General features: G+C 45.6%; 13 protein-coding genes. 7 read left to right on the forward strand and 6 right to left on the reverse strand.

Annotated elements, in window-relative coordinates; translation table 11 throughout:
• Positions 1–70: 70 nt before the first annotated feature.
• On the reverse strand, positions 71–607 hold the full coding sequence (infC, locus tag QUA00_RS24790) for a translation initiation factor IF-3 (RefSeq protein ID WP_006635262.1): 537 nt from the start codon (positions 605–607) through the stop codon (positions 71–73).
• Positions 608–1,025: 418 nt separating this feature from the next.
• Between infC and QUA00_RS24795 the strand changes: the two genes are divergently transcribed.
• Positions 1,026–2,048: an alpha/beta fold hydrolase gene (locus tag QUA00_RS24795; protein ID WP_333411487.1), complete on the forward strand. Its 1,023-nt coding sequence runs from the start codon at positions 1,026–1,028 to the stop codon at positions 2,046–2,048.
• Between the two features lie 255 nt (positions 2,049–2,303).
• Positions 2,304–3,581: an RNA-guided endonuclease IscB gene (gene iscB, locus QUA00_RS24800; RefSeq protein WP_333142905.1), complete on the forward strand. Its 1,278-nt coding sequence runs from the start codon at positions 2,304–2,306 to the stop codon at positions 3,579–3,581.
• 31 nt (positions 3,582–3,612) lie between these two features.
• Here the strand turns inward: iscB and QUA00_RS24805 are convergent, their stop codons facing one another.
• The gene (locus tag QUA00_RS24805) at positions 3,613–3,816 is read right to left on the reverse strand and encodes a hypothetical protein (RefSeq protein WP_333142906.1); all 204 of its coding nucleotides are present in this window, start codon (positions 3,814–3,816) and stop codon (positions 3,613–3,615) included.
• Positions 3,817–3,865: 49 nt separating this feature from the next.
• Here QUA00_RS24805 and QUA00_RS24810 point away from each other — a divergent pair, with 49 nt between their 5' ends.
• The 4 genes from QUA00_RS24810 to QUA00_RS24825 all read left to right on the forward strand — a co-directional run bounded on the left by QUA00_RS24810 (position 3,866) and on the right by QUA00_RS24825 (position 8,377).
• Complete coding sequence (locus QUA00_RS24810; RefSeq protein ID WP_333307220.1) at positions 3,866–4,231, forward strand: hypothetical protein; 366 nt, start codon at positions 3,866–3,868, stop codon at positions 4,229–4,231.
• A gap of 585 nt (positions 4,232–4,816) precedes the next feature.
• Complete coding sequence (locus QUA00_RS24815; protein ID WP_333411489.1) at positions 4,817–6,604, forward strand: N-acetylmuramoyl-L-alanine amidase; 1,788 nt, start codon at positions 4,817–4,819, stop codon at positions 6,602–6,604.
• Between the two features lie 177 nt (positions 6,605–6,781).
• Positions 6,782–7,642 (forward strand): glutamate racemase, encoded by an 861-nt coding sequence (gene murI, locus QUA00_RS24820; protein WP_333142909.1) that lies wholly within the window; start codon positions 6,782–6,784, stop codon positions 7,640–7,642.
• Between the two features lie 180 nt (positions 7,643–7,822).
• Complete coding sequence (locus QUA00_RS24825; RefSeq protein ID WP_333142910.1) at positions 7,823–8,377, forward strand: NYN domain-containing protein; 555 nt, start codon at positions 7,823–7,825, stop codon at positions 8,375–8,377.
• 573 nt (positions 8,378–8,950) lie between these two features.
• On the opposite strand, the gene QUA00_RS24830 is transcribed toward QUA00_RS24825, so the two are convergent.
• From QUA00_RS24830 to QUA00_RS24840, 3 genes are all read right to left on the reverse strand, one after another.
• Positions 8,951–10,654, reverse strand: a complete 1,704-nt coding sequence (locus QUA00_RS24830; protein ID WP_333142911.1) for an NAD(P)/FAD-dependent oxidoreductase — start codon at positions 10,652–10,654, stop codon at positions 8,951–8,953.
• A 105-nt stretch (positions 10,655–10,759) separates the two neighbouring features.
• Entirely contained in the window at positions 10,760–10,954 is a 195-nt protein-coding gene (locus QUA00_RS24835; RefSeq protein ID WP_333411490.1) for a hypothetical protein, read from the reverse strand.
• A 67-nt stretch (positions 10,955–11,021) separates the two neighbouring features.
• A complete protein-coding gene (locus tag QUA00_RS24840; protein ID WP_333103436.1) occupies positions 11,022–11,765 on the reverse strand; it encodes a hypothetical protein in 744 nt (247 codons plus the stop codon).
• Between the two features lie 493 nt (positions 11,766–12,258).
• On the opposite strand from QUA00_RS24840, the gene QUA00_RS24845 reads away from it, so the two are divergent.
• Positions 12,259–18,189: an AAA family ATPase gene (locus QUA00_RS24845; RefSeq protein ID WP_333411491.1), complete on the forward strand. Its 5,931-nt coding sequence runs from the start codon at positions 12,259–12,261 to the stop codon at positions 18,187–18,189.
• Between the two features lie 370 nt (positions 18,190–18,559).
• Here the strand turns inward: QUA00_RS24845 and QUA00_RS24850 are convergent, their stop codons facing one another.
• Positions 18,560–19,765, reverse strand: a complete 1,206-nt coding sequence (locus tag QUA00_RS24850; RefSeq protein WP_333411493.1) for a glycosyltransferase family 2 protein — start codon at positions 19,763–19,765, stop codon at positions 18,560–18,562.
• Between the last annotated feature and the right edge of the window lie 866 nt (positions 19,766–20,631).

The raw sequence follows: 20,631 nt of genomic DNA on the forward strand, positions 1-20,631 counted from the left end.
ACTAACTTCGGAAGTCATCAGCTATCAGTCACCAGTTTATGACTGATGACTGCTACTAATGACTATCTATTTATACTTTCTTTGGCGACAGCAGCATCATCATACTGCGTCCTTCTTTTTTGGGGGCTTGCTGCACTTCTGCGATTTCCTGCAAATCTGTGGCCATGCGCTTAAGCAAGTCCTCTGCTAGGTTGCTGTGTTGGATTTCCCGACCTCTGAACATGATCGTGGCTTTTACTTTGTCCCCAGATTTGATAAAGCGGTCTGCTAGTTTGAGGCGCACTTGGTAGTCGTGTTCTTCAATTTTGTAGCGCATCTTCACTTCTTTAACATCGGCAGTGTGCTGCTTCCGCTTTGCTTCTCGCGCTTTCTTTTCCTGCTCGAATTTGTACTTCCCATAGTCCATTACCCGGCATACGGGCGGGTCAGCTTTGTCGCTGACAAGTACGAGATCGAGTTCTTTTTCTTCTGCGAGGCGCAGCGCTTCTGCAGGCGTCAATATCCCTAGTTGCGCGCCGTCGGTATCGATTACCCGGATTTTGGGGTATCGAATATTTTCGTTAATCTGAGGTAGGTTGCGATTTTGTCTTCTTTCAATCACAGGCATGAATGGTTTTACAAGCAGTAGTTTAATAGCGAAGCTTCTTGATAGTTACAGGTTTGAGCGGTCAATTTTTCACGATTGACGATCGAACTGTTTTATAAGGTGTTACCCTTACCGGACGTACTACCGCGCCCTGTGTCCCCTCCGCTAAAGCGTTGGGGAATATTTGGACTGATCGTAAATGAATTCTTACAATACTTGCTATTCTACTCACTCTGGCTGAGTTTCTGCCTAGTTTTATTTTAACTTCACACACGATCGCCCGCCCCCTTGCCCGATTGATGACAAAACCGTCAAAAATTCAGGGTAAAAGCTTAAGGATGAGGTAAAACCGCTTTTCCTAGCCCATCTCGCCCGGTCTGGCAAGTCCCCCAAGTCGCCTGATGTGCCTTGTAGAATAGGTATAAGCAAGTGTAAATTTATGTTGCGAGCTGAGGCAAAATTGACAAATTCTCTGCTGTGGCACCAACGGGTGGGAACTCAACGAGACTGGATGTGGCGGGGTTGGCAAACTCGCTACACTTATTTGCGGCCCGATGGGGTACGAAATCAAGGCGCGATCGAATTTCAAGATTCTGCGGCCGAACCAAGGGCCCCGCGCGCATCGGGAACGCCGATTATTTTACTGCACGGGTTTGGAGCTTCGATCGGTCACTGGCGACAAAATCTCGCCCAACTAGCCGAAAACCAAACGGTTTACGCCTTGGATTTGTTGGGGTTTGGCGCTTCCCAAAAAGCTCCGATCGACTACTCTGTGTCTCTGTGGGTCGATCAAGTTTATGATTTTTGGCTAACTTTTATCAGAGAGCCAGTAATATTGGCAGGAAACTCGATCGGCTCGCTAATTTGTCTGGCCGTAGCTGCTGCTCACCCGGATATGGTGGCCGGCACGGTGATGATTAGCCTCCCAGACCCCTCTGTGCGAGCCGAGGCGGTGCCCGGATGGCTGCTTCCGGCGATCGAAGCGGTTGAAAGTTTGTTTGTTTCTCCGATCGTACTCAGGCCTTTGTTTTATTTTGCCCGCAAGCCTTCCTTTGTCCGTCGCTGGGTTGGCTTTGCCTACTCCAACCCCGAAGCTGTTACCGACGAATTAGTGGAAATTCTAGCAGGGCCTGCGGGCGATCGGGGAGCAGCCCGCGCCTTCTGCGCTTTATTTAAAGCTGTAGGGAGTACACAATTTTGCCCCAGTGTCAAGACTGTGCTGCGAAATTTAAGAATCCCGATGCTATTAATTTGGGGCAAACAAGACCGGATGATTCCCCCTCGGTTCGCCCGACCCCACCAATTTGTCGAATGCAACCCCAATTATTTAGAGCTAGTTGAATTAGACAATGCGGGCCACTGTCCCCAGGATGAATGCCCGGAACAAGTAAATCAAGCCATTTTGAACTGGATGAGCCGGAATTTTGCACCTATGGGCGAGAGCGAATTGCAGCACTGTTGATTAGACGTCAACTACCGCACACCAACCCGAAGGGTCTGGTGTGGGCTTGAAAAAGCCTGTTGACCAGACGGCTAGTTCTTGACTAGCAGGCGTTAAGACCAAGCGTTAAACTTCGTACCTTGAAATGCGTGCCAGTTTCAAGCTCTACAACCGAGCAATTAAACAGGTGATTAAGGGAAAGCCAGTGTTGCTCAGATAGTACCGAGTCTTAACATCGTCGAGGCAAACTTAACCAAGAAATTGAGTGATGCAGTAATGCGTACATTTGTCCTAGATAAAAACTTGAAACCTCTTGACCCATGCCACCGGGCACGGGCAAGAGAACTATTGAAAAAAGGGAGGGCTAAGGTTTTTAAACGCTATCCGTTTACCATTGTTTTACAGGATAGGATTCTCGAAGATTCGGTAACTCACTGTCACCGAATCAAAATTGACCCAGGTAGTAAAACTACGGGTATTGCCGTGGTTCAAGAGCAAACAGGTCGCGTCACGAACGCATTAGAAATTGCTCACCGAGGGCAACAAATTAAAGATACTCTCGAATCTCGCAGAACGCTCAGAAGAGGGCGTCGCAACAGAAAGACCCGTTACCGCCAACCCCGTTTTTTAAACAGAACCCGTAAAACAGGATGGTTGCCACCATCTCTTGATAGCCGTGTTGCCAATATTGAAACCTGGGTTAGGCGAATCAGAAAGGTCTGTCCCGTTACCGCCATTTCTCAAGAATTGGTGCGTTTCGATTTACAACAGTTCCAGAATCCTGAAATTTCTGGAATCGAATATCAAAGGGGCGAATTATTCGGTTTTGAAATTAAGGAATATTTACTGCAAAAATGGAATAGGAAGTGCGCTTATTGCGGTGCGACAAATGTTCCTTTCGAGGTTGAGCATATTCTCGCCAAGTCTAAGGGAGGAAGTAATCGGGTCAGCAATCTGTGTCTTAGTTGCCATTCCTGCAACCAAGCCAAGGGAAGTAAACCCGTTGAAGAATTTCTCAAGAAAAAACCTGAAATCCTTCAGCGGATACTAGCCCAAGCCAAGACACCTCTACTGGATGCAGCAGCCGTCAATGCTACTCGTTGGGAGCTATACAGAAGACTACAGTTAACCGGACTGCCCGTGGAATTGGGTTCAGGGGGACGAACAAAATTCAACCGCCAAACCAGGGGAATAGAAAAACAGCATTGGACTGATGCAGCTTGTGTCGGGGAATCAACTCCCGAAAGACTACTGCTAAATAGCGTGAAACCTTTGCTAATTAAGGCTAAGGGACACGGAAGAAGACAGCGCTGCGGAACCGACAGATTTGGGTTCCCCATTCGTCATGCACCGGCCCAAAAGTTCTTCATGGGTTTTCAAACTGGGGACTTGGTGAAAGCTAACGTCCTCACTGGAAAATATGCAGGAAGCTACACAGGCAGAATTGCAATTCGGTTTAGACCAAGTTTTAAGCTAACCGCAAGAGACAAATGTTTTGACGTGCATCCAAAACATCTGACAACTATTCATAAGGCTGATGGCTATGAATATTAGTCCTAAAAACAAGGATGCCCTGTCGGGCAACTTATTTATTGGCGACAATTTCCCAGACGCTAATCCGTTGGCGGTACTCGCGGAGCTCGATATATCCGCCTCGGTTATAGCGTCCGCCCCCTTGTCGCATTTTAGGTGGACGACTCATGGAGCAAAGTAAGTCTGCGTCTTTCTGTGATGTCATGTATCTACTGTTATTGATGGTTGCTTCTTTGAGAAGCTCAGAGATTGACACAATCACCAAGATAGTGTATCTTCTCTAACTGGTAGTACAGATCCAAGTTATGCAGTTAGTCGAAAGGCAAGTCATTAAACCAAATCACAGGTTTTACCCAGAAGCCGATCGATTGTCTTTGCTGTCCAACAAACTTTACAACTGCGATAACTACTATATCTACGGTCAAAACTTTTTCTCAGGTCAACTAACCAATGCTCTGGGTGTCTATCGAACACTCAAAAAGAGTCTAAAGTACAAAGCATTGCCGGCCCAAGTAACACACAAAACTCTCCCGTTACTGCTGAAAACATGGACTAGCTATCATAGTGTTAAATTGGCGGGCGCGATCGCGATCGCCCTACTAAGTTTCAAGCAGCACCGAAAATCCCTGACTAAAAAATCCAGAAAAAAAGAGAGCAGGGGCGATATGTAGTTGTATTCAACTGTCAATCTGTTAGCAAAAAAGCTTTACCCAAAGAATATGTCAGTTGGTCTGGGACTAACATTTGGAGGCCTTGAAAAGTTACCTAAATCTTGAAAATCCGGATTGTTCGCGAGGTAAGTTGTTAAGTTATTGAGGTAGTTTAGGAAAAGTTAGAACAAAACGCAAGTGTAAAGCGGATTATAACCCTGGCCGTAACGAGCTTCGCCAACATTAAAGAGCTATGAAACCCCTCCCTGGAAAAACGGTAAAATTCTACCTTCTAACTTGTACCTTCTAACTTGTACCTTCTAGCTTCAAGAAACACCTTGTTTCTTGCTCCTAAAAATAAATACCTTCCCTTGTGCCAACAATCTTTCAGTCTGCTTATAACCGATCGCCCCCAAGTATACGGGAAAGTTCAAAAATGCCGGGATCTGGCATTTTGGAGCCTGTTAACGCATAAAAAAGTCAATTTAGCCAACAACTGACGGCCCCCGTGCCCCCGGTCTGCTGGCGGCTAACTGCTGAAAGCCTCTGAGGGCAAGCAGCGCCCTTCCAGCTTTTGGCAGTAACGCAAACGAGGAAAAAACTGTCGTGAAATTCCACTGGCTACTACCGAGTTTCTTAAGTGTATTTTTGCTCGCCGGAGCCGCCGAAGCAGCTAGACTGCAATCTTGGCGGTTTGATGCTTCAGAGAACCGGCTTTACATTACAACAGACGGGGGAGTACAACCCAAGGCTCAACTGATTTTCAACCCGACGCGGTTGGTAATCGACTTGCCGGGGACGAGTCTGGGCCGTCCCTCGGTCAGCAAACCGCTCTCAGGGGCGATCGAATCGGTGCGGGTAGGGCAGTTTGACAACGATACGACCAGAATTGTGGTCGAGATCAGAGACGGGTTTACTATAGACCCTCAGCAAGTAAAATTCCGGGGAATTTCTCCGAGCGAGTGGACAGTGGATTTGCCAACGCCGGTGCGGGGAGAAACTCAAAATCCGATTTCAGAGCCAGGGGGAGAAAGGTTATCGGTTGAACCTTCAGCATCCCAAGCCCAGTCTGGCGAGGCGACTGTAGTTCAGAACGTTCAGGTGACGGCGGACGGTTTTTTAGTCCGCACTGCGGGCGGTCGCCCCCAAATTAATTTTGAACAAAGTCGCGCTGGGGACATCGCCACCCTCGATATTGAAGGAGCGAGTTTAGCGCCGGGTCTAAGCAGCCAACAGCCTCAAACGAACGGCCAGCACGGGGTTGACAAGATTGAAGTCCGGCAACTGCCAACAGACCCGCCCGTTACCCGCGTGACTTTGCGGATGAAGAGTCCTAATACTCAGTGGCGGGCGTCTGTGAGCAATTTGGGCGGGGTTGTGCTATTGCCTGGAAGTGTAAGACAGCCCTCGGTTCCCCGCAGCCTGACTGTAGCTCCTCCGGCGAGACAAGCTCAAGGAAATTTAGCGAGAGTTCAGTCAATTGATTTAGCCAGTAACGGCACGCAACTGGTGGTGAGAACTGACCGCCAAGTCTCCTATACCAGCGGGTGGGATCAGGGGTCGAGAGCTTACTGGATCAGGATCGCCTCTAGTGTCCTGACGGGCGAAATTCCTCAGCTCGATGCCAACAGTCCTGTATCGTTTAGTGCCAGCCAAGAAGATGCGGAGACTGTGGTGGTTTGGGTGCAGCCGCGATCGGGGGTAGAGGTCGGCAGGGTGACGAGGCCGAACCCGCAGTTGCTGTCTTTGCAGTTGCGATCGAATGCTAGCGCGCAGCCTTTGACTCGCACTCCCAATTTGCAGCCTTTGCCGAGAAGGACTTTCGGAACCGATGAGTTGCCCCAAGCTTCTAACCGCCGCGCCGTAGTAGCGATCGATGCTGGTCACGGTGGCCGCGATCCGGGGGCAGTCGGGATTCAGGGCATTCAGGAAAAGGAGATTGTTTTGGATATCTCGCTTCAGGTGGCGAGGCTGCTGGAACAGCAAGGGGTGCAGGCGGTGATGACTCGGACTGACGACAGGGAAATCGACCTGGATCCCCGAGTTTCTTTGGCGGAACGGGTGAATGCTAGTGTGTTTGTCAGCATTCACGCTAATGCGATTAATATGAGTCGGCCGGATATCAATGGCATTGAGACTTATTATTTCAATAACGGCCAAGATTTGGCCAGGGTGATTCACGCCAGTATTTTGGAGGGGACGGGGGCGAGTGACCGCCGAGTGCGGCAGGCGAGATTTTATGTTTTGAGGAAGACTTCTATGCCTTCTGTTTTGCTGGAGGTGGGTTTTGTTACGGGTGCTGAAGATGCTGCTAGGCTTTCTGACCCAGCTTACCGCAGTCAAATGGCGGCTTCGATCGCTCGCGGCATTTTGCTTTATCTTCAACAAAGATAATGGGCAGTGGGCAGTTGACTGTTGACTGTTGACTGTTGACTGTTGATTAATGTTATTGGTTATCTGTTATTAGCCACTGCAAACGATTAACAAATGACAACTGCCAACTGCCAACTGCCAACTGCCAACTGCCAACTGCCAACTGCCAACTGCCAACAGATAACTAACTATTAACAAATGACAACAGACTCTGGACAACAAAGAATCGGTATTTTTGACAGCGGCGTGGGCGGTTTGACTGTTTTGACCCAGTTGTACCGACAATTGCCCAACGAATCGATACTTTATTTTGGAGATACGGCGAGGCTGCCTTACGGCACTCGCACGCCGTCGGAAATTGTGGAGTTTGTCCGCGAAATTATGGCCTGGTTGGTGGAACAGGATGTGAAAATGGTCATTATGGCCTGCAACACCAGTTCTGCTTTGGCGATGGAGATGGTGCAGGCTGAATTTGATATCCCGGTGCTGGGAGTAATTCTGCCGGGGGCGCAGGCTGCGGTGCAGCAAGGCAAGCGGATCGGGGTCATCGCAACTCCTGCTACGGCTGCTAGCAATGCTTATCGAAATGCGATTTTGGAGATGGACGATTCTTGCCTAGTTTGGCAGGTTAGCTGTCCGGCTTTTGTGCCGCTGGTGGAGCAAAACCGGATTCACGACCCTTATACTTGTGAGGTGGCTCGGGAATATTTGGCTCCTTTGATTCAGCAGCGCATCGATACGCTGATTTACGGCTGCACTCATTATCCGCTGTTGGCTCCTGTGCTTCGCTCGCTTTTGCCTGCTGGGGTGACATTGATAGATCCTGCGGTACGGGTGGTGGCTGCTGCTGCCAGAGAATTGGAGCTTTTGGGGCTGCGGAATCCTGGTACTGCGCTACCGACTCGTTTTTGCGTGAGCGGCCCCCCGCAGCAGTTTGCCGAGTTGTCGGTGCAGTGGCTCGGTTGTACTCCTGCTGTTGAGAAAATATCCCTGCCGACAGTTGTACGTAGCGAAGCGGGGCGTAAGCCATCGCCCGTATCGCTGGAATCTGCCGAATAAGCCGGAAAATTTATAGGTTAATCAAACCCCCCAAAACTCAGGTAAAGCTGGCTCTGGGGGGTTTAATTATTGCGATGTAACCTAGCCATTACACATCAATAGGTAATATTATTGAACAAAAGCTTTGATGAACAATGCAAATAATGTCCTATACGTGCTGGAGCTCTTCAGCCTTGAACCATGTCACTCTATGTATCACAAGCAGTTTTACTTGTAGACGGCTATAACATAATTGGACTTTGGCCTCGACTCCGAGAGAAGCGCGATCGCGACGAACTCGAAACAGCTCGCCGCGAGTTGATTGAGGTTTTAGTTAACTACAGCGCCGTTCAAGATTTTGAGGCTCGACTTGTATTTGACGCGCACTATCGAGATACTCCCAGCGTTAAAGAAATTATTACTAAAAATTTATCGGTGCACTACACTGACTTCGGTCAGACAGCAGATACTTATATTGAAAAATCTTGTGCTAGTTTGCGCTACGAGTTGCGATCGGTCAAAGGTAAAGGCCGCATGATTGTCGCCACCTCAGACCGAGCGCAGCAATTGACCGTAGTCGGCTACGGTGCCGAATGGATGTCCGCCGAACAACTAGCGGCTGACGTAGAATCCACTGCCCGCCGCAGCGAGCGCCGGCACAAATCCCGCAAACAAAATTCCAGTCGCTTTCTCGCCAGTTCCCTCGATCCAGAATCCCAGCAGCGCCTCGCCAAGTTGAGAATGGGGCTGCATTAGCTGCTGAAACCCGCTCGCTGTCTGATAAAAAAAAAGTTTCTCAAAGGCCTTGCCAAATCGAGTAAGTTCAGCTATTGTTAGTAAATGTGGGTAACAAAAACCCCTAATCCTCGGTAGCTCAGTGGCAGAGCGGTCGGCTGTAATGAATGCAAGCCTTTGGCATCAACCAAAAGCCCTAGTGACATAGCAGCTCTATCCGGTAACGGATACTGAAAAATCGGGTGAATTCAAGGAAACCGCAGCACTTCGGGTGGCGGCAATCTTGAGCCAAGTCTGGCGAAAGGCAGCGGTTACGATCGCAAGTAGCCGGAAAGGTGCAGAGACTAGAGATGAGGAGCCTAACCAATAAATCTCATAGCGCCCGACATCCGACGACAGATCACAAACATGATTTGTAGGGATGATGAAATAGTCCGCGCCCTTCGGAAACGTTGGGATAAGTGTAACCGATTGGTCGTAGGTTCAAATCCTACCCGGGGAGTTAGTAAAAGTCTGAAGTTGGAATTTTCCCGCTTCAGACTTTTTGTTTTTTAAGATTTGAGATGGTTTGGGGTCAAGCTTTCTGGTAGCGCCTTAATTCACATCGCTGTGAGTGTGAATTAACTCACCTTCCATAGGTATGGAAATATTCAACTTAGACAACTCCGGGTTTAATATCGCCTTGACAATACCAGAACTCACCATCACCTCCAAACAACCAAGGGCTTGATGAAGAGCTAGTCGAGCGTGTTGCACAGAAAAACGCTCCCTAAACACCAGCACCAACTGCCGATAAATTTGTTCAATGTACTGAGTGCGGCTCAAAATTTCAATCAGCAAACCATAGAAACCTGTAACAGGCAACCGCTGACCGTTCTTAACATAACACTTGATCCGGTTAATTTCACCAGCATTATAAACAGCTACAAACTCAACATCAGCCTCCACTAGGTCTAACTGAAACACATTGTACGCCGAAAGTAGCCAAGGAGCCTCCTGCTGCGAGAAGCGCTGCATCACCTGCTTAATTGAACTCAACTCAACTCCAGCAATCACAGCTTGACCCAAAATATCATTAGTAAATCCCCCTTGAGCCAACCACTGAAAAGCTTTTTCCGGGCTTAAATTCAACCCCGAATCCCGCGCAATTTCCCTTGAATGTTCTTGTAAATCAGTGAATTGACCGTTAGCAGCGTACCAGTAATCGGCGAACCGAATGTGCTGTTTAACTCTGCTTCGCTGATTGTGGTCGTATTGAGATTTAAGCCAGTTGCTGTCGTGTTTCTGCTGCTCTAATGCCAAAATCGTGTAAGCCAATTCACGAGCGCCGGTATGAGCTAAAGTCATGCCCGCCGCTAAAATCGGGTCAGCAAAACCCGCAGCTTCACCCACCAAAAACCAATTTTCTCCAACTGTTTTATCAGCCAAAAATGACCAATCTTTTGTAGTTTCAATCTTTCCCGTACTGGTAGCATTAGCGATTAACTTGCTGATGCGGGCTTCGCTGTTGAGGGCTTCGGAATATATCTCCTCTGGCCGCTGTTTCATTTGCTTGTAATGTTCCGCAGGGCAAATAAAGCCGATACTGGTGCGAGTTGCGCCCAAGGGAATAAACCAAATCCACCCGTGACTCAAACTCATCACCTGTACGCGGGTGCCACCAACGCCAATTTCATCGGCCCATTCAGCGTTTGTCCAGTAGTCCCAGATAGCGATATTTTGCAACCGCGTCGGGCAGTGTGTTTCAATGCCTAACACTCGCCGCAGTACGCCGATGTGGCCGGAGGCATCGATGTAGTAGCGGGCTGTTATTTGTTCTTGCCGCAGTTGCAGGGCGGTAATGCGCTCGCCCTCTGTATCTACTTTAACAACGGGTGTTTCTTCTCTTACTAAGCATCCCATTTCTTCCGCGTGACGCAGCAAAATTTCGTCATATTTTGCTCGATCGACTTGGAAAGCAGTTTGCCGTCTCTGTCCCTCAAATTTAGCAGGACGCCGCTCATCTTTAAACTGTTCAGGCTTGATAAAATTAAAATCCCAAGGATGCGGATCTGTTCCCCAGCGATAGGTAGCACCGATTTTAATTGGGAAGTCTGCTGCTTCTACTTTGTCCCAACATCCCATTTCTTGAAGCACATCACTAATTTGAGGCAATTGACTTTCCCCAACGTGATCGCGAGGGAATTTTTCTTTCTCTACGATTAGCACGCTCAGATTGGGATTATATTTCTTTATCAGAGTGCCAGCAGTGCTCCCAGCGGGACCGCCGCCCACAATTACAACGTCGTAATGGCTCATATCCAATAGAGATAGTAGATGCTAATTTTGGGAATTGACGAGACAAAGGTATGACTGTTCAGCCTCGTCGGAATGAGCGAGGCTGAAATTTGTTTGCAACAGGTTTTATCCGACGGCTAGTTTTTCCTCTTCCGGGATATGAGAAGTGTGGGAAATATCCAAATTCTCAGTCCAAGTATGAGCAATATCCAAATTCTCAGTCCAAGTATGAGCAATATCCAAATTCTCAGTCCAAGTATGGATAAGAGTCGGTGCGAGTTCATCGAGCGCAGTTGAAGAATTGCTGTTAACTTCTGACATTATGAGTCTCCTTGTAAGTAATAAATTTTGTCTGGTTCTAAGAGTTGAAAATTTTACATCGGGTAAGCTATGCAGCTTTTAAAGGTTGCAAAATCTCGCGAGGTTTGGCAAAAGGTTGCTCAAAGCTATGCGTTTTTGCATAAACCAGAAGCTCAGCCGTCAGTTCTGTGAAAACTTCAAACAAGTTCTCAACTATCTCAAAAGCCTCTTGACGGCTTTCAATAGTCAGTTGTATTGTTTCGCTGAATCGCCTCTGCTGAGGTAAATCCTTACTGTGGTTGTTTTCCACCTCCAAATGAAAGCAGCCAAAATAAAGAAGCTCCTTTTGAGTAATTGTTCGCAGTTCTTCGGCAATTGGTGCTGCCGTTGACAAGAACACATTACCAGTTGCTTCTATCACTTCCAGGATTGCTAACTTAGCGATCGGACTGGCCCCAAAAGCGGAGCGAAAAATTTGATGTGATACCCACCGCGAAGCTTTAGCTTCTTCATTCCAGAGAAAATTTAAAGCATCACTGAACTTAACCGCTTTGTTAATACCCAGTGTTTCCAAATCTTCCAAAAACCACAACCAGTGATGATCGTCTTCATAAGTATGATTGTTAACTATTACCTGAAGAGGATCATTGGTTGGTTCTTCTCGGAACACATACTTGTTAAATTCACCAAAACTCATCACGAAAGGAGCAATGCAGGGAGCGAAAGCTAGGCGTTGTCTTGGGTTTATACTTTTGTCTCGCATAAACTCAAATAGCCCAGATTTAGCAAATTCGTGCTTCTTCTTTTCAATCAATGCTAGGACTTCTTCCATGGGGATGCACCTGATGATGGCAACATGGTAGCAAGTTGATCATTCTCAATCTATGATCTGAATCATGCTTGTTTATGATGCAGGTCATATTAGATTGTATTGTCGATCGCCTAAACCAATGTTTTCCAGCCCCGGGCGTCCCATTTTTTCTTGGTGACAAGGCTCAAAGCTAGAGCTAAACCTTGAAGTTATAGGGATCAGTCTGTCATGTGTGCGATCGGCATCACAGAATTTGTTACAATATTGCAATCAATTCGGTGAGGTGTCAGACCGTACATGATTAAGTCGGAGTTCAAACCAGATGTTCGGCTGTCCGTCCGGGCACTTTCAAAGTTTAGGCATCACGCTATCTAAAAAATCCCTGAGTAATTACTGATATTTTAAAGTATCCCCAATTACCCCATTTACAAAAAATACTTAAGTACGATCCGCCCGCGCTCCGATCGATATCAAGCGCAATGTTAACCCAAAACTTCGTCACAGAATAAAAACCATGAATGCACTTCCCGGTTACAAAATCACAGAAGTTGTTCAACTTGGTGTGAAGTCCATCATTTATCGCGCAGTCAGGGAATCTGATCGAGCGTCAGTCATTATTAAAACACTCAATACTGAGTACCCCACAATAGAAGAAATTACCCGTTTGAGACATGAATACAAAATTAGCTCGAATCTCCAACTCGAAGGGATTGTCAAACCCCATAGCTTAGAAAAATATAAAAACAGTTTCGCCCTGATCTTAGAAGATTGCGGCGGTCAATCTCTCCGACACCATCTCGCGGGTAAAAATATTAAAATTCAGAAGTTTTTGCCGCTGGCTATTCAAGTGGCTCAAACTCTCGGAGAAGTGCATCAAAACCAGATTATTCATAAAGATATAAAACCATCAAATATTATCATTACCCCAGATTTTCAACAAGTAAAAATCACCGACTTTAGCATGGCAACGCGCCTATCTAGAGAAGTCCACCAAAATAGCAATACCAGCGTGCTAGAAGGCACTCTAGCCTATATATCCCCAGAGCAAACTGGTCGGATGAACCGAGACCTCGACTACCGAACTGACTTGTACTCTCTAGGCATCACCTTTTATGAAATGCTGACCGGAGAGTTGCCCTTTAATTCAACCGACCCGCTAGAATTAATTCACAGCCACATTGCGGTGACGCCAGTTCCTCCCCATCAACTAAACAATGAAGTCCCGCAGATAATTTCATCTCTTGTCATGAAACTATTAGCTAAAAATGCGGAAGACCGATATCAAAGTGCCTTTGGAGTAAAAGCAGACCTGGAAAATTGTCTAACTCAGCTACAAACTACTGGCAAAATAGAAAATTTCATTCCAGGGACACTTGACAAATGCGGTCAATTTTTGATTCCCCAAAAACTCTACGGCCGCACACAAGAAGTCGCTGATTTGATGGCATCATTCGAGCGAGTCAGCTTTGGTAAAACAGAGATGGTGTTGGTAAGCGGTTACTCAGGCATTGGCAAAACCTCAGTTGTCAGTGAAATTCACAAACCAATTGTCAGGCAGCGGGGTTATTTTATAGCTGGCAAGTTTGACCAATTTAAGCGAGATATTCCTTATGCTGCACTGACTCAAGCCTTTGAGTCATTGATGCAGCAGTTATTAACAAAAAGCTCAGACGAGTTGGCAGTTTGGAAAGAAAAGCTTTTGTCGAGGCTAGGTCAAAACGGTCAAATTATTATTGATGTTGTCCCTTCTGTCGAACTAATAATTGGTTCGCAGCCTGGTGTTCCACAATTGGGGCCGACAGAATCTCAAAATCGCTTTAATCGATTGTTCAAAGAATTCTTGAAGGTGTTTGCCCAAACAGAACACCCCTTAGTTCTATTTCTGGATGATTTGCAGTGGGCAGATTTAGCTTCCTTAAAATTGATTCAGGAATTAGTTACTGACCAGGATAGCCGATATTTTTTAGTGATAGGGGCCTATCGAGATAACGAAGTAAATTCGACTCATCCGTTAGTTCAAACTGTCGATAAAATTCAACAGACTGGTGCTGATGTGCATCACATTATCCTCCCATGTTTAGATTTGAGCAGCGTCACTGAGCTAGTATGCGATACTTTGGGTAATCAAACTGAAAAGTTAAAGTTTTTGAGCGAGTTAATTTTTAATAAAACTGGCGGAAATCCATTTTTTATAACTCAACTTCTTTCAACTATTCACTCAGAACAAATGTTAGTTTTTGATTTCCCTGTTGGTGCATGGCAGTGGGACATCACGGAAATTGAAGCCGCTGGCATTGCAGATTACAGTGTCGTTGAATTAGTTGCTCGGAATCTTCAACAACTGCCGGAGGAGACGCAGCAAGTATTAAAATTAGCGGCTTGTATGGGCAACCGTTTTAATTTAGAAAATTTGGCAATTGTTAGAGAAAAATCCGGTTCTGAAACGGCGGCTGATTTATGGGATGCACTTCAAGCTGGTTTAATTTTGCCAATGAGCGATGCTTACAAAATTCCGATGCTTGATGAGGAAATCGTGAAAACACACGGGAGGGGTGGGAGGCCCATCCCACAAAACAATCAAAATCATCCCGCAATTATGCAACGCTCAATTGATTACAGGTTTTTGCACGATCGCGTACAGCAAGCCGCCTATTCTCTCATCCCTGACTCCCAGAAAAAACAAACCCACTTAAAAATCGGCTCCCTGCTATTGCAGGGCGGGCACGGGGGCACCGCCCCTACGGCATCGGAAATAGCAGAAAATATCTTTGATATTGTCAACCAACTCAATATCGGGGTGGAATTTATCACAAATGATGAACAGCGATATGAACTAGCTAACTTTAATCTCATAGCAGGCAAAAAAGCTAAGAGTTCTGCCGCCTATGAAGCAGCACTCAAATATTTTAATGTAGGTCTAGAACTTCTACCAGAACAAGCTTGGCAGAGTCACTACGATTTAATAATGGAACTCCATACCGAAGCGCTGGAATCGTCCTATATAAATACCGATTTTGAGCTAGCGTTCCAGTTATCAGAAGTTATTATATTACGCGCCACAAATTTGCTCGAAAAAGTCAAGGTTTATGAGCTAAAAGTTAGTTTCTACTTTAATCAAAATCAATCCCAAGCTTCGCTAGATATAGCTCTAAAAGCTTTGAAAATGCTGGGAGTCTATCTCCCTCAAAAACCAACTAAATTAAATATTTTTATGGGGCTAATACGGACAAAATTAGCTGTGGGAAACAAACGGATTGAGGATTTAGCTGAGTTGCCACCAATGACTGACATTCATAAAATTGCGGCTATACGGATTTTAACGAATATGTGTCCGGCTGCTTCTGTAACAGCACCCGATATGTTCCCACTGATCTCCTTTAAGATGGTTATTCTTTCTCTTAAGTACGGGAATGCGCCGCTGTCTAGTCACGGGTATGGAAGTTACGGGCTGATTCACTGTGCAGTATTAGGTGATATGAATTCTGGATACCGATACGGTCAACTAGCCCTGGCACTTTTAGAACGATTCCACACCAACTTGCACAACTCTCAAGTTTCACTAACTTTTAATGGTTTTATCCGTCACTGGTCTGAGCAGGTCAGGGAAAGTCTTATCGGTTTACTTGAGGGTATTCAGAGCGGACTAGAAACGGGAGATATCAGTAATGCTTGTTATTGTGCGAGTTTTTACAGCAATTATATATTTTTGAGTGGCGAACCTCTGGATTCTGTGGAGACTAAGCAGAGTCAATATATTCAAATGTTGGTTAATTATCAGAATGAATCTATGATTTATAAAGCAAAAGTTGGGGCGCAAGTTGTCTTAAATTTGCAAGGTAAAACAAAAAATCCTTGCCTATTGACGGGCGAAAAGTTTAATGAAGAAACTATGCTGCCAGCATTAAGGGAGGGTCAAAATTATTTAGTATTATTTGTAGTTTTTTTGTATAAAACGTGGCTAAATTATATATTTAAAGATTATGCTATATCTGCTGAAAATGCGGTGACAGCATCAAATTATTCGGAGGGGGCGATGTCTACGATGTATGTTCCCATCCACAATTTTTACTATTCCCTAGCGCTCTTAGCTTTGTATCCCACAGCTTCAAAAGTCGAACAGAAAAAACATTTGAAAAAAGTTGCTTCGCTTCAGAAAAAAATGAAGCATTGGGCTTTGAACTCTCCGGGAAATTATCAGCACAAATATGACTTAGTAGAGGCCGAGAAAGCGCGAGTATTGGGACAATATGAAAAAGCGGCTCTGTATTACGATCGAGCGGTGACAGGATCCTCGAAGAATGAATACATCCACGAAGCAGCGCTAGCAAATGAACGGGCGGCAGAATTTTATCTAGCTAACGGTCGAAACAAAGTGGCTCAGAGTTATCTGATAGATGCTTACTACGGCTATATTCATTGGGGAGCAACCGCCAAGGTCAAACATTTGGAGTCAGAGTATCCGATGTCTTTACCCCCTGCATCTGCGGCCAAATCTAGTAGCGATCGAACTATTACTAGCACTAATTATAGCACGAGCAGCAGTCAAAGCAGTTTATTGGATTTGACAACTGTTGTTAAAGCATCTCAAGCGCTAGCTAGCGAAATTGTGCTGGATAATTTGTTAGAAAAGTTAATGAAAATGGCGATCGAGAATGCTGGGGCCCAAAAAGGTTTTCTCCTGATGCCCAAAGAAGGAAAATTACGGATTAAAGCAGCGGCATCGGTGGAGTCTTCGGATGTTGCAGTTGAACAATGCCCTAGAGTATCTCCTGCAGAGGTTTTGCCAATAACGGTGATTAATTATGTTGAAAGGACGCACTCTGATGTAGTTTTAAGTCAGGCTGCTAGAGAAGGTCTATTTACAGATGACCCCTATATTAAAAAGCAGCAAGTGAAATCGGCGCTTTGTACTCCTATTCTGAATCAAAGCAAACTCCTCGGCATCCTTTATCTGGAGAATAATTTAATTAATGAAGCGTTTTCTCCAACGAGGTTGGAGGTTTTGAAAATACTTTCTTCCCAAGCTGCCATTTCTATAGAAAATGCCGTACTTGTTGCTAATTTGTCGGAGGCTAAGGAACAGTTGGAGGATTATTCGCGGACGCTGGAGGTGAGAGTAGAACAGCGCACGCAGGAATTAAAGACTAAAGAAGCTAAGCTGCAGGAAGCTCAAAAACTGGCGCACCTCGGCAACTGGGAATTTGATTTGGAAGGGGATAAATTAACTTGGTCTGAGGAAGTATTCCGAATTTTTGGTCTTGACCCTAAACTACCAGAACCCACTATTTTAGAACATAGGAAGCAAATTCATCCCGATGACCTACAGTTGTGGTTAGAGGCAGTAGAGCAGATTAGTCGGTTAGGAAATCCTTGCGAGTATGAGATGAAAATTTTGCGCCCTGATGGAGCTGTCAGATATATTTATGTTAAGGCGCAAGCTATTTTTGATGGCAGTAAGGTGATTAAATTATTTGGGACTATACAGGACATTACGGATCGCAAGTTAGCGGAGGATGCTTTGCGACTGTCGGAGGGGCAATTGAGAGAAAAAGCGACACAATTGGAAGTTACTTTGTCCGAATTACGATCGACGCAGACTCAACTAATTCAAACGGAAAAAATGTCTTCTTTGGGGCAGTTGGTGGCGGGGGTTGCTCACGAAATCAATAATCCAATTAATTTCATTTATGGCAATGTTCTCCATGCTAACGATTATAGCTCGGATTTGCTGGGATTGATTGAGCTTTACCAGGAGTCTTATCCGAATGCTAATCCTGAGATTGTTGCTAAAACAGAAGATATTGACCTCGCTTTTATTCAAGAAGATTTGCCCAAAATTCTAAAATCAATGCAGGTTGGGGTCGATCGCGTTCGCAATATTGTGCTGTCGCTGCGGAATTTCTCACGCCTGGATGAAGCCGAGATGAAACCAGTGGATATTCACTCCGGGATTGATTCGACTCTGCTAATTTTGCAGCACAGGTTGAAAAAGGATGCAGTCGGACATGGCATTGAGGTAGTTAAAGAGTACGGTCAACTGCCGAAGGTAAATTGTTATGCTTCGGGGTTAAATCAGGTGTTTATGAATATTTTGAGCAATGCAATTGATGCAGTGGAGTTAGGAGTTGGGCGACCGGGGACAACTGCCAAACTAGAAAATCCTTTGTCTCCAATCTTTGAGCGAAAGATTGAGATTCGGACTGAGGTATGCGACCAAAACAAGGTGAGAATTTATATTGCTGATAATGGTCGGGGGATGACGGAGGAAGTACGATCGCGAATATTTGACCCTTTCTTTACTACAAAAGCTGTGGGCCAAGGTACCGGTTTAGGGTTGAGTATCAGTTATCAGATTGTAGTAGAGAAACACGGCGGGAAGCTAATGTGCTTTTCCGCGCCCGGTGAAGGGGCTGAGTTTGTGATTGAAATTCCCGTGAAGCAGTGAACTTTTTTTAAGTTTTTATATAAGTTTTTTTAACCGCCGATAAACGCAGATGAACGCAGATAGAATTGTATCTGCGTTCATCTGTGTTTATCGGCTGATATCAAATCCGTTAGCATCGGAATAGTAAGGATCGTCAATTAAATAATTTCCCTTTTTTCTTGTGGGATGGGCGTCCCGCCCGTCTATCGGGGACGGGCGGGACGCCCATCCCACAACAAACAGGAAAAGTGGATTTTATTTAATTCTCATTCCTAAATTCGAGTTCACTGTTCACTCTCAACAGTCAACAGTCAACCGTCAACAGTCAACATCATTCCGGTGTTACCGGAAATGATATGATATCGGCCGTTAAAAATTCTCAATCTAAATATTAAACATCGCGTTCTGTCCGCACCCATTTAGTTTGCCGCTTCAGGATAAAACCTAAATACAAAGGGATTTTCCAAAGGATGTAAAAAGGTACAGATAAAAGAGTTGAGCCAGAAATATTCGCACGCCCAAATTTTGCCCAAGCGGCGACAATGGAAACTAAAATCAGCAATCCTTGTACTGCTAACAAGACGGCTGGAATTGGGGATGTTCCCAAAATGACTGCTAGTAAAGAGGCGGCAAAAGCAGCTAGCCAGATAGCGACTAAAAGCGATAGGGGAGGGACGCATAAGTCGAGGGCGATCGCCAATAAGTCAAAACGTTTTTGCTCGACTGAAGCTGCTGTCAGGCGGGGAGTTTGAGTTAACAATGTTTGTATGTGACCGTGTTCCCATCGGGTTCTTTGACTTGTGGCTGCTTGCTGCTGCTGTGGCAAACACCCGGTGACGTTTGCTTCGGGGCAGAATACTGTTGGATGTCCGGCGATCGCCAAATCCAAACTCATCTGCATATCTTCAACAATATTGCCGCTAGCTAGGGAAACTGATCGAATTATCGACCAGGGAAAAGCCATGCCTGTTCCTGTTAGTAAGGATGGGAATCCTAACTGTTTTAATCCGCTGGGACGGACTAAGTTTTTCACGAGAAAGGCTAAAGCAGAAATGGAATCTTTGGGGGTAGGATTGGGTGGCTGTTCCATTAAATAAGTCGCTTGTACGGGTCTTTGTTCGGCCATTGCCACCCGGGCTAATTTTTCTATAGAGTCTGGCTGACAGATGCAGTCTGCGTCAACCATGATTACTACTTCTGGGGGGTCTGATTCGATCGACTGCAAGCCGAAATCCAGTGCGTATCCTTTGCCCTTGCGTTGTGTGTCTTGGCGCTCGATCGCACTTGCACCGCAGTTACGGGCGATTTCTGCTGTGGCGTCCGTGCAGTTGTCAGCAATCACTAACAGGCGGTCTTGAGGTGTTAGCTGCGGCAATATGGTGGAGATGGTGGCCGCAATTCCTGCTGCTTCGTTGTAAGCGGGAATTAAAACTGCTACTTTGGGGCGGGGCGCTTTAGTTTCCGCTGTCTCGCCCTGGCCGGACAAGAAAGCTGCACTGCATTCTAGAAATAGAACTGCCACGGGAATTAGAAGGATCAGGGCGATCGCCCATAGCACAACATCAATCAATAGGAAGAGTAGCTGATTAATTTCCACAATTCTAGTACCTTAATTTTATTTTATTTGTTGCGTTCATCAGAAAAATGGGTTTGAAACCCCGTCCTTTTAGGACGGCTTTACAATTCCCTTGCGGGGTTGGGGAGGTATGGTTGCCTCCCCGCCGGGATATGGTTGTCCCGTTCTCCTTGCGGAGTAAAGTTAGCTTGTCGGTCAATGTTTTAAGAGCTTGTTAGGCTAGCAGCACTACTTCAGGGACCTTAAAGTTGTTTAACTACTAGCGACATAGCGGAAAACTAGCTTCGCATTCAAGGAGTGTCGTGACTCAAAAAACGTAGTCAATTAAGACTTAGGCTGGTCAGAATGGCTTGTTAGATTTCTCCTTCAAGCCTCATGCCTTTAGGCTGAGGTTCCTGACTGAGTTTATTTAATTGTATTGCACCTTTGTTAACTAACTGCGCCACGCTATCTAAAGTATCATCATATCATGCCCGCCAAAAATCACCCTTCTCACATTTGTTGTGAGAACTTAAGTCCTCCTAAAACTACTAGGACTAGCGTCCTCACTAAAAATTAATTTGATGGCGGTTGTGCGGTCGTAAATAATATCATATCATGTCAATTATGACAATGTTAAATCACTCAATTTAATTAAACCTCAAACAGGCCCAGACTGGAGAAACCTGGTTTCTTTTAGAAACCAGGTTTCTAGGTGTTCTATTTTTAATCAACTAAACACTTAGTCGATGTTTAACATCAAATCCAGTTGCATCCGAAAATAAAATCGAGTCAAGAGTTAACACTCAACCATTCAGTTTTTCGACACCGAGTCAACTGTCAACTGTCAACTGTCAACTGTCAACTGTCAACTGTCAACTGTCAACTGTCAACTGTCAACTGTCAAC

Source organism: Microcoleus sp. T2B6 (assembly GCF_036700475.1).
Classification (GTDB): domain Bacteria; phylum Cyanobacteriota; class Cyanobacteriia; order Cyanobacteriales; family Microcoleaceae; genus Microcoleus.

Coding starts and splice junctions, on each gene's coding strand:
- QUA00_RS24835 (WP_333411490.1), bottom strand. CDS start 10,954: ATGTCAGAAGTTAACAGCAATTCTTCAACTGCGCTCGATGAACTCGCA.
- iscB (WP_333142905.1), top strand. CDS start 2,304: ATGCGTACATTTGTCCTAGATAAAAACTTGAAACCTCTTGACCCATGC.
- QUA00_RS24830 (WP_333142911.1), bottom strand. CDS start 10,654: ATGAGCCATTACGACGTTGTAATTGTGGGCGGCGGTCCCGCTGGGAGC.
- infC (WP_006635262.1), bottom strand. CDS start 607: ATGCCTGTGATTGAAAGAAGACAAAATCGCAACCTACCTCAGATTAAC.
- QUA00_RS24825 (WP_333142910.1), top strand. CDS start 7,823: ATGTCACTCTATGTATCACAAGCAGTTTTACTTGTAGACGGCTATAAC.
- QUA00_RS24795 (WP_333411487.1), top strand. CDS start 1,026: ATGTTGCGAGCTGAGGCAAAATTGACAAATTCTCTGCTGTGGCACCAA.
- murI (WP_333142909.1), top strand. CDS start 6,782: ATGACAACAGACTCTGGACAACAAAGAATCGGTATTTTTGACAGCGGC.
- QUA00_RS24810 (WP_333307220.1), top strand. CDS start 3,866: ATGCAGTTAGTCGAAAGGCAAGTCATTAAACCAAATCACAGGTTTTAC.
- QUA00_RS24840 (WP_333103436.1), bottom strand. CDS start 11,765: ATGGAAGAAGTCCTAGCATTGATTGAAAAGAAGAAGCACGAATTTGCT.
- QUA00_RS24845 (WP_333411491.1), top strand. CDS start 12,259: ATGAATGCACTTCCCGGTTACAAAATCACAGAAGTTGTTCAACTTGGT.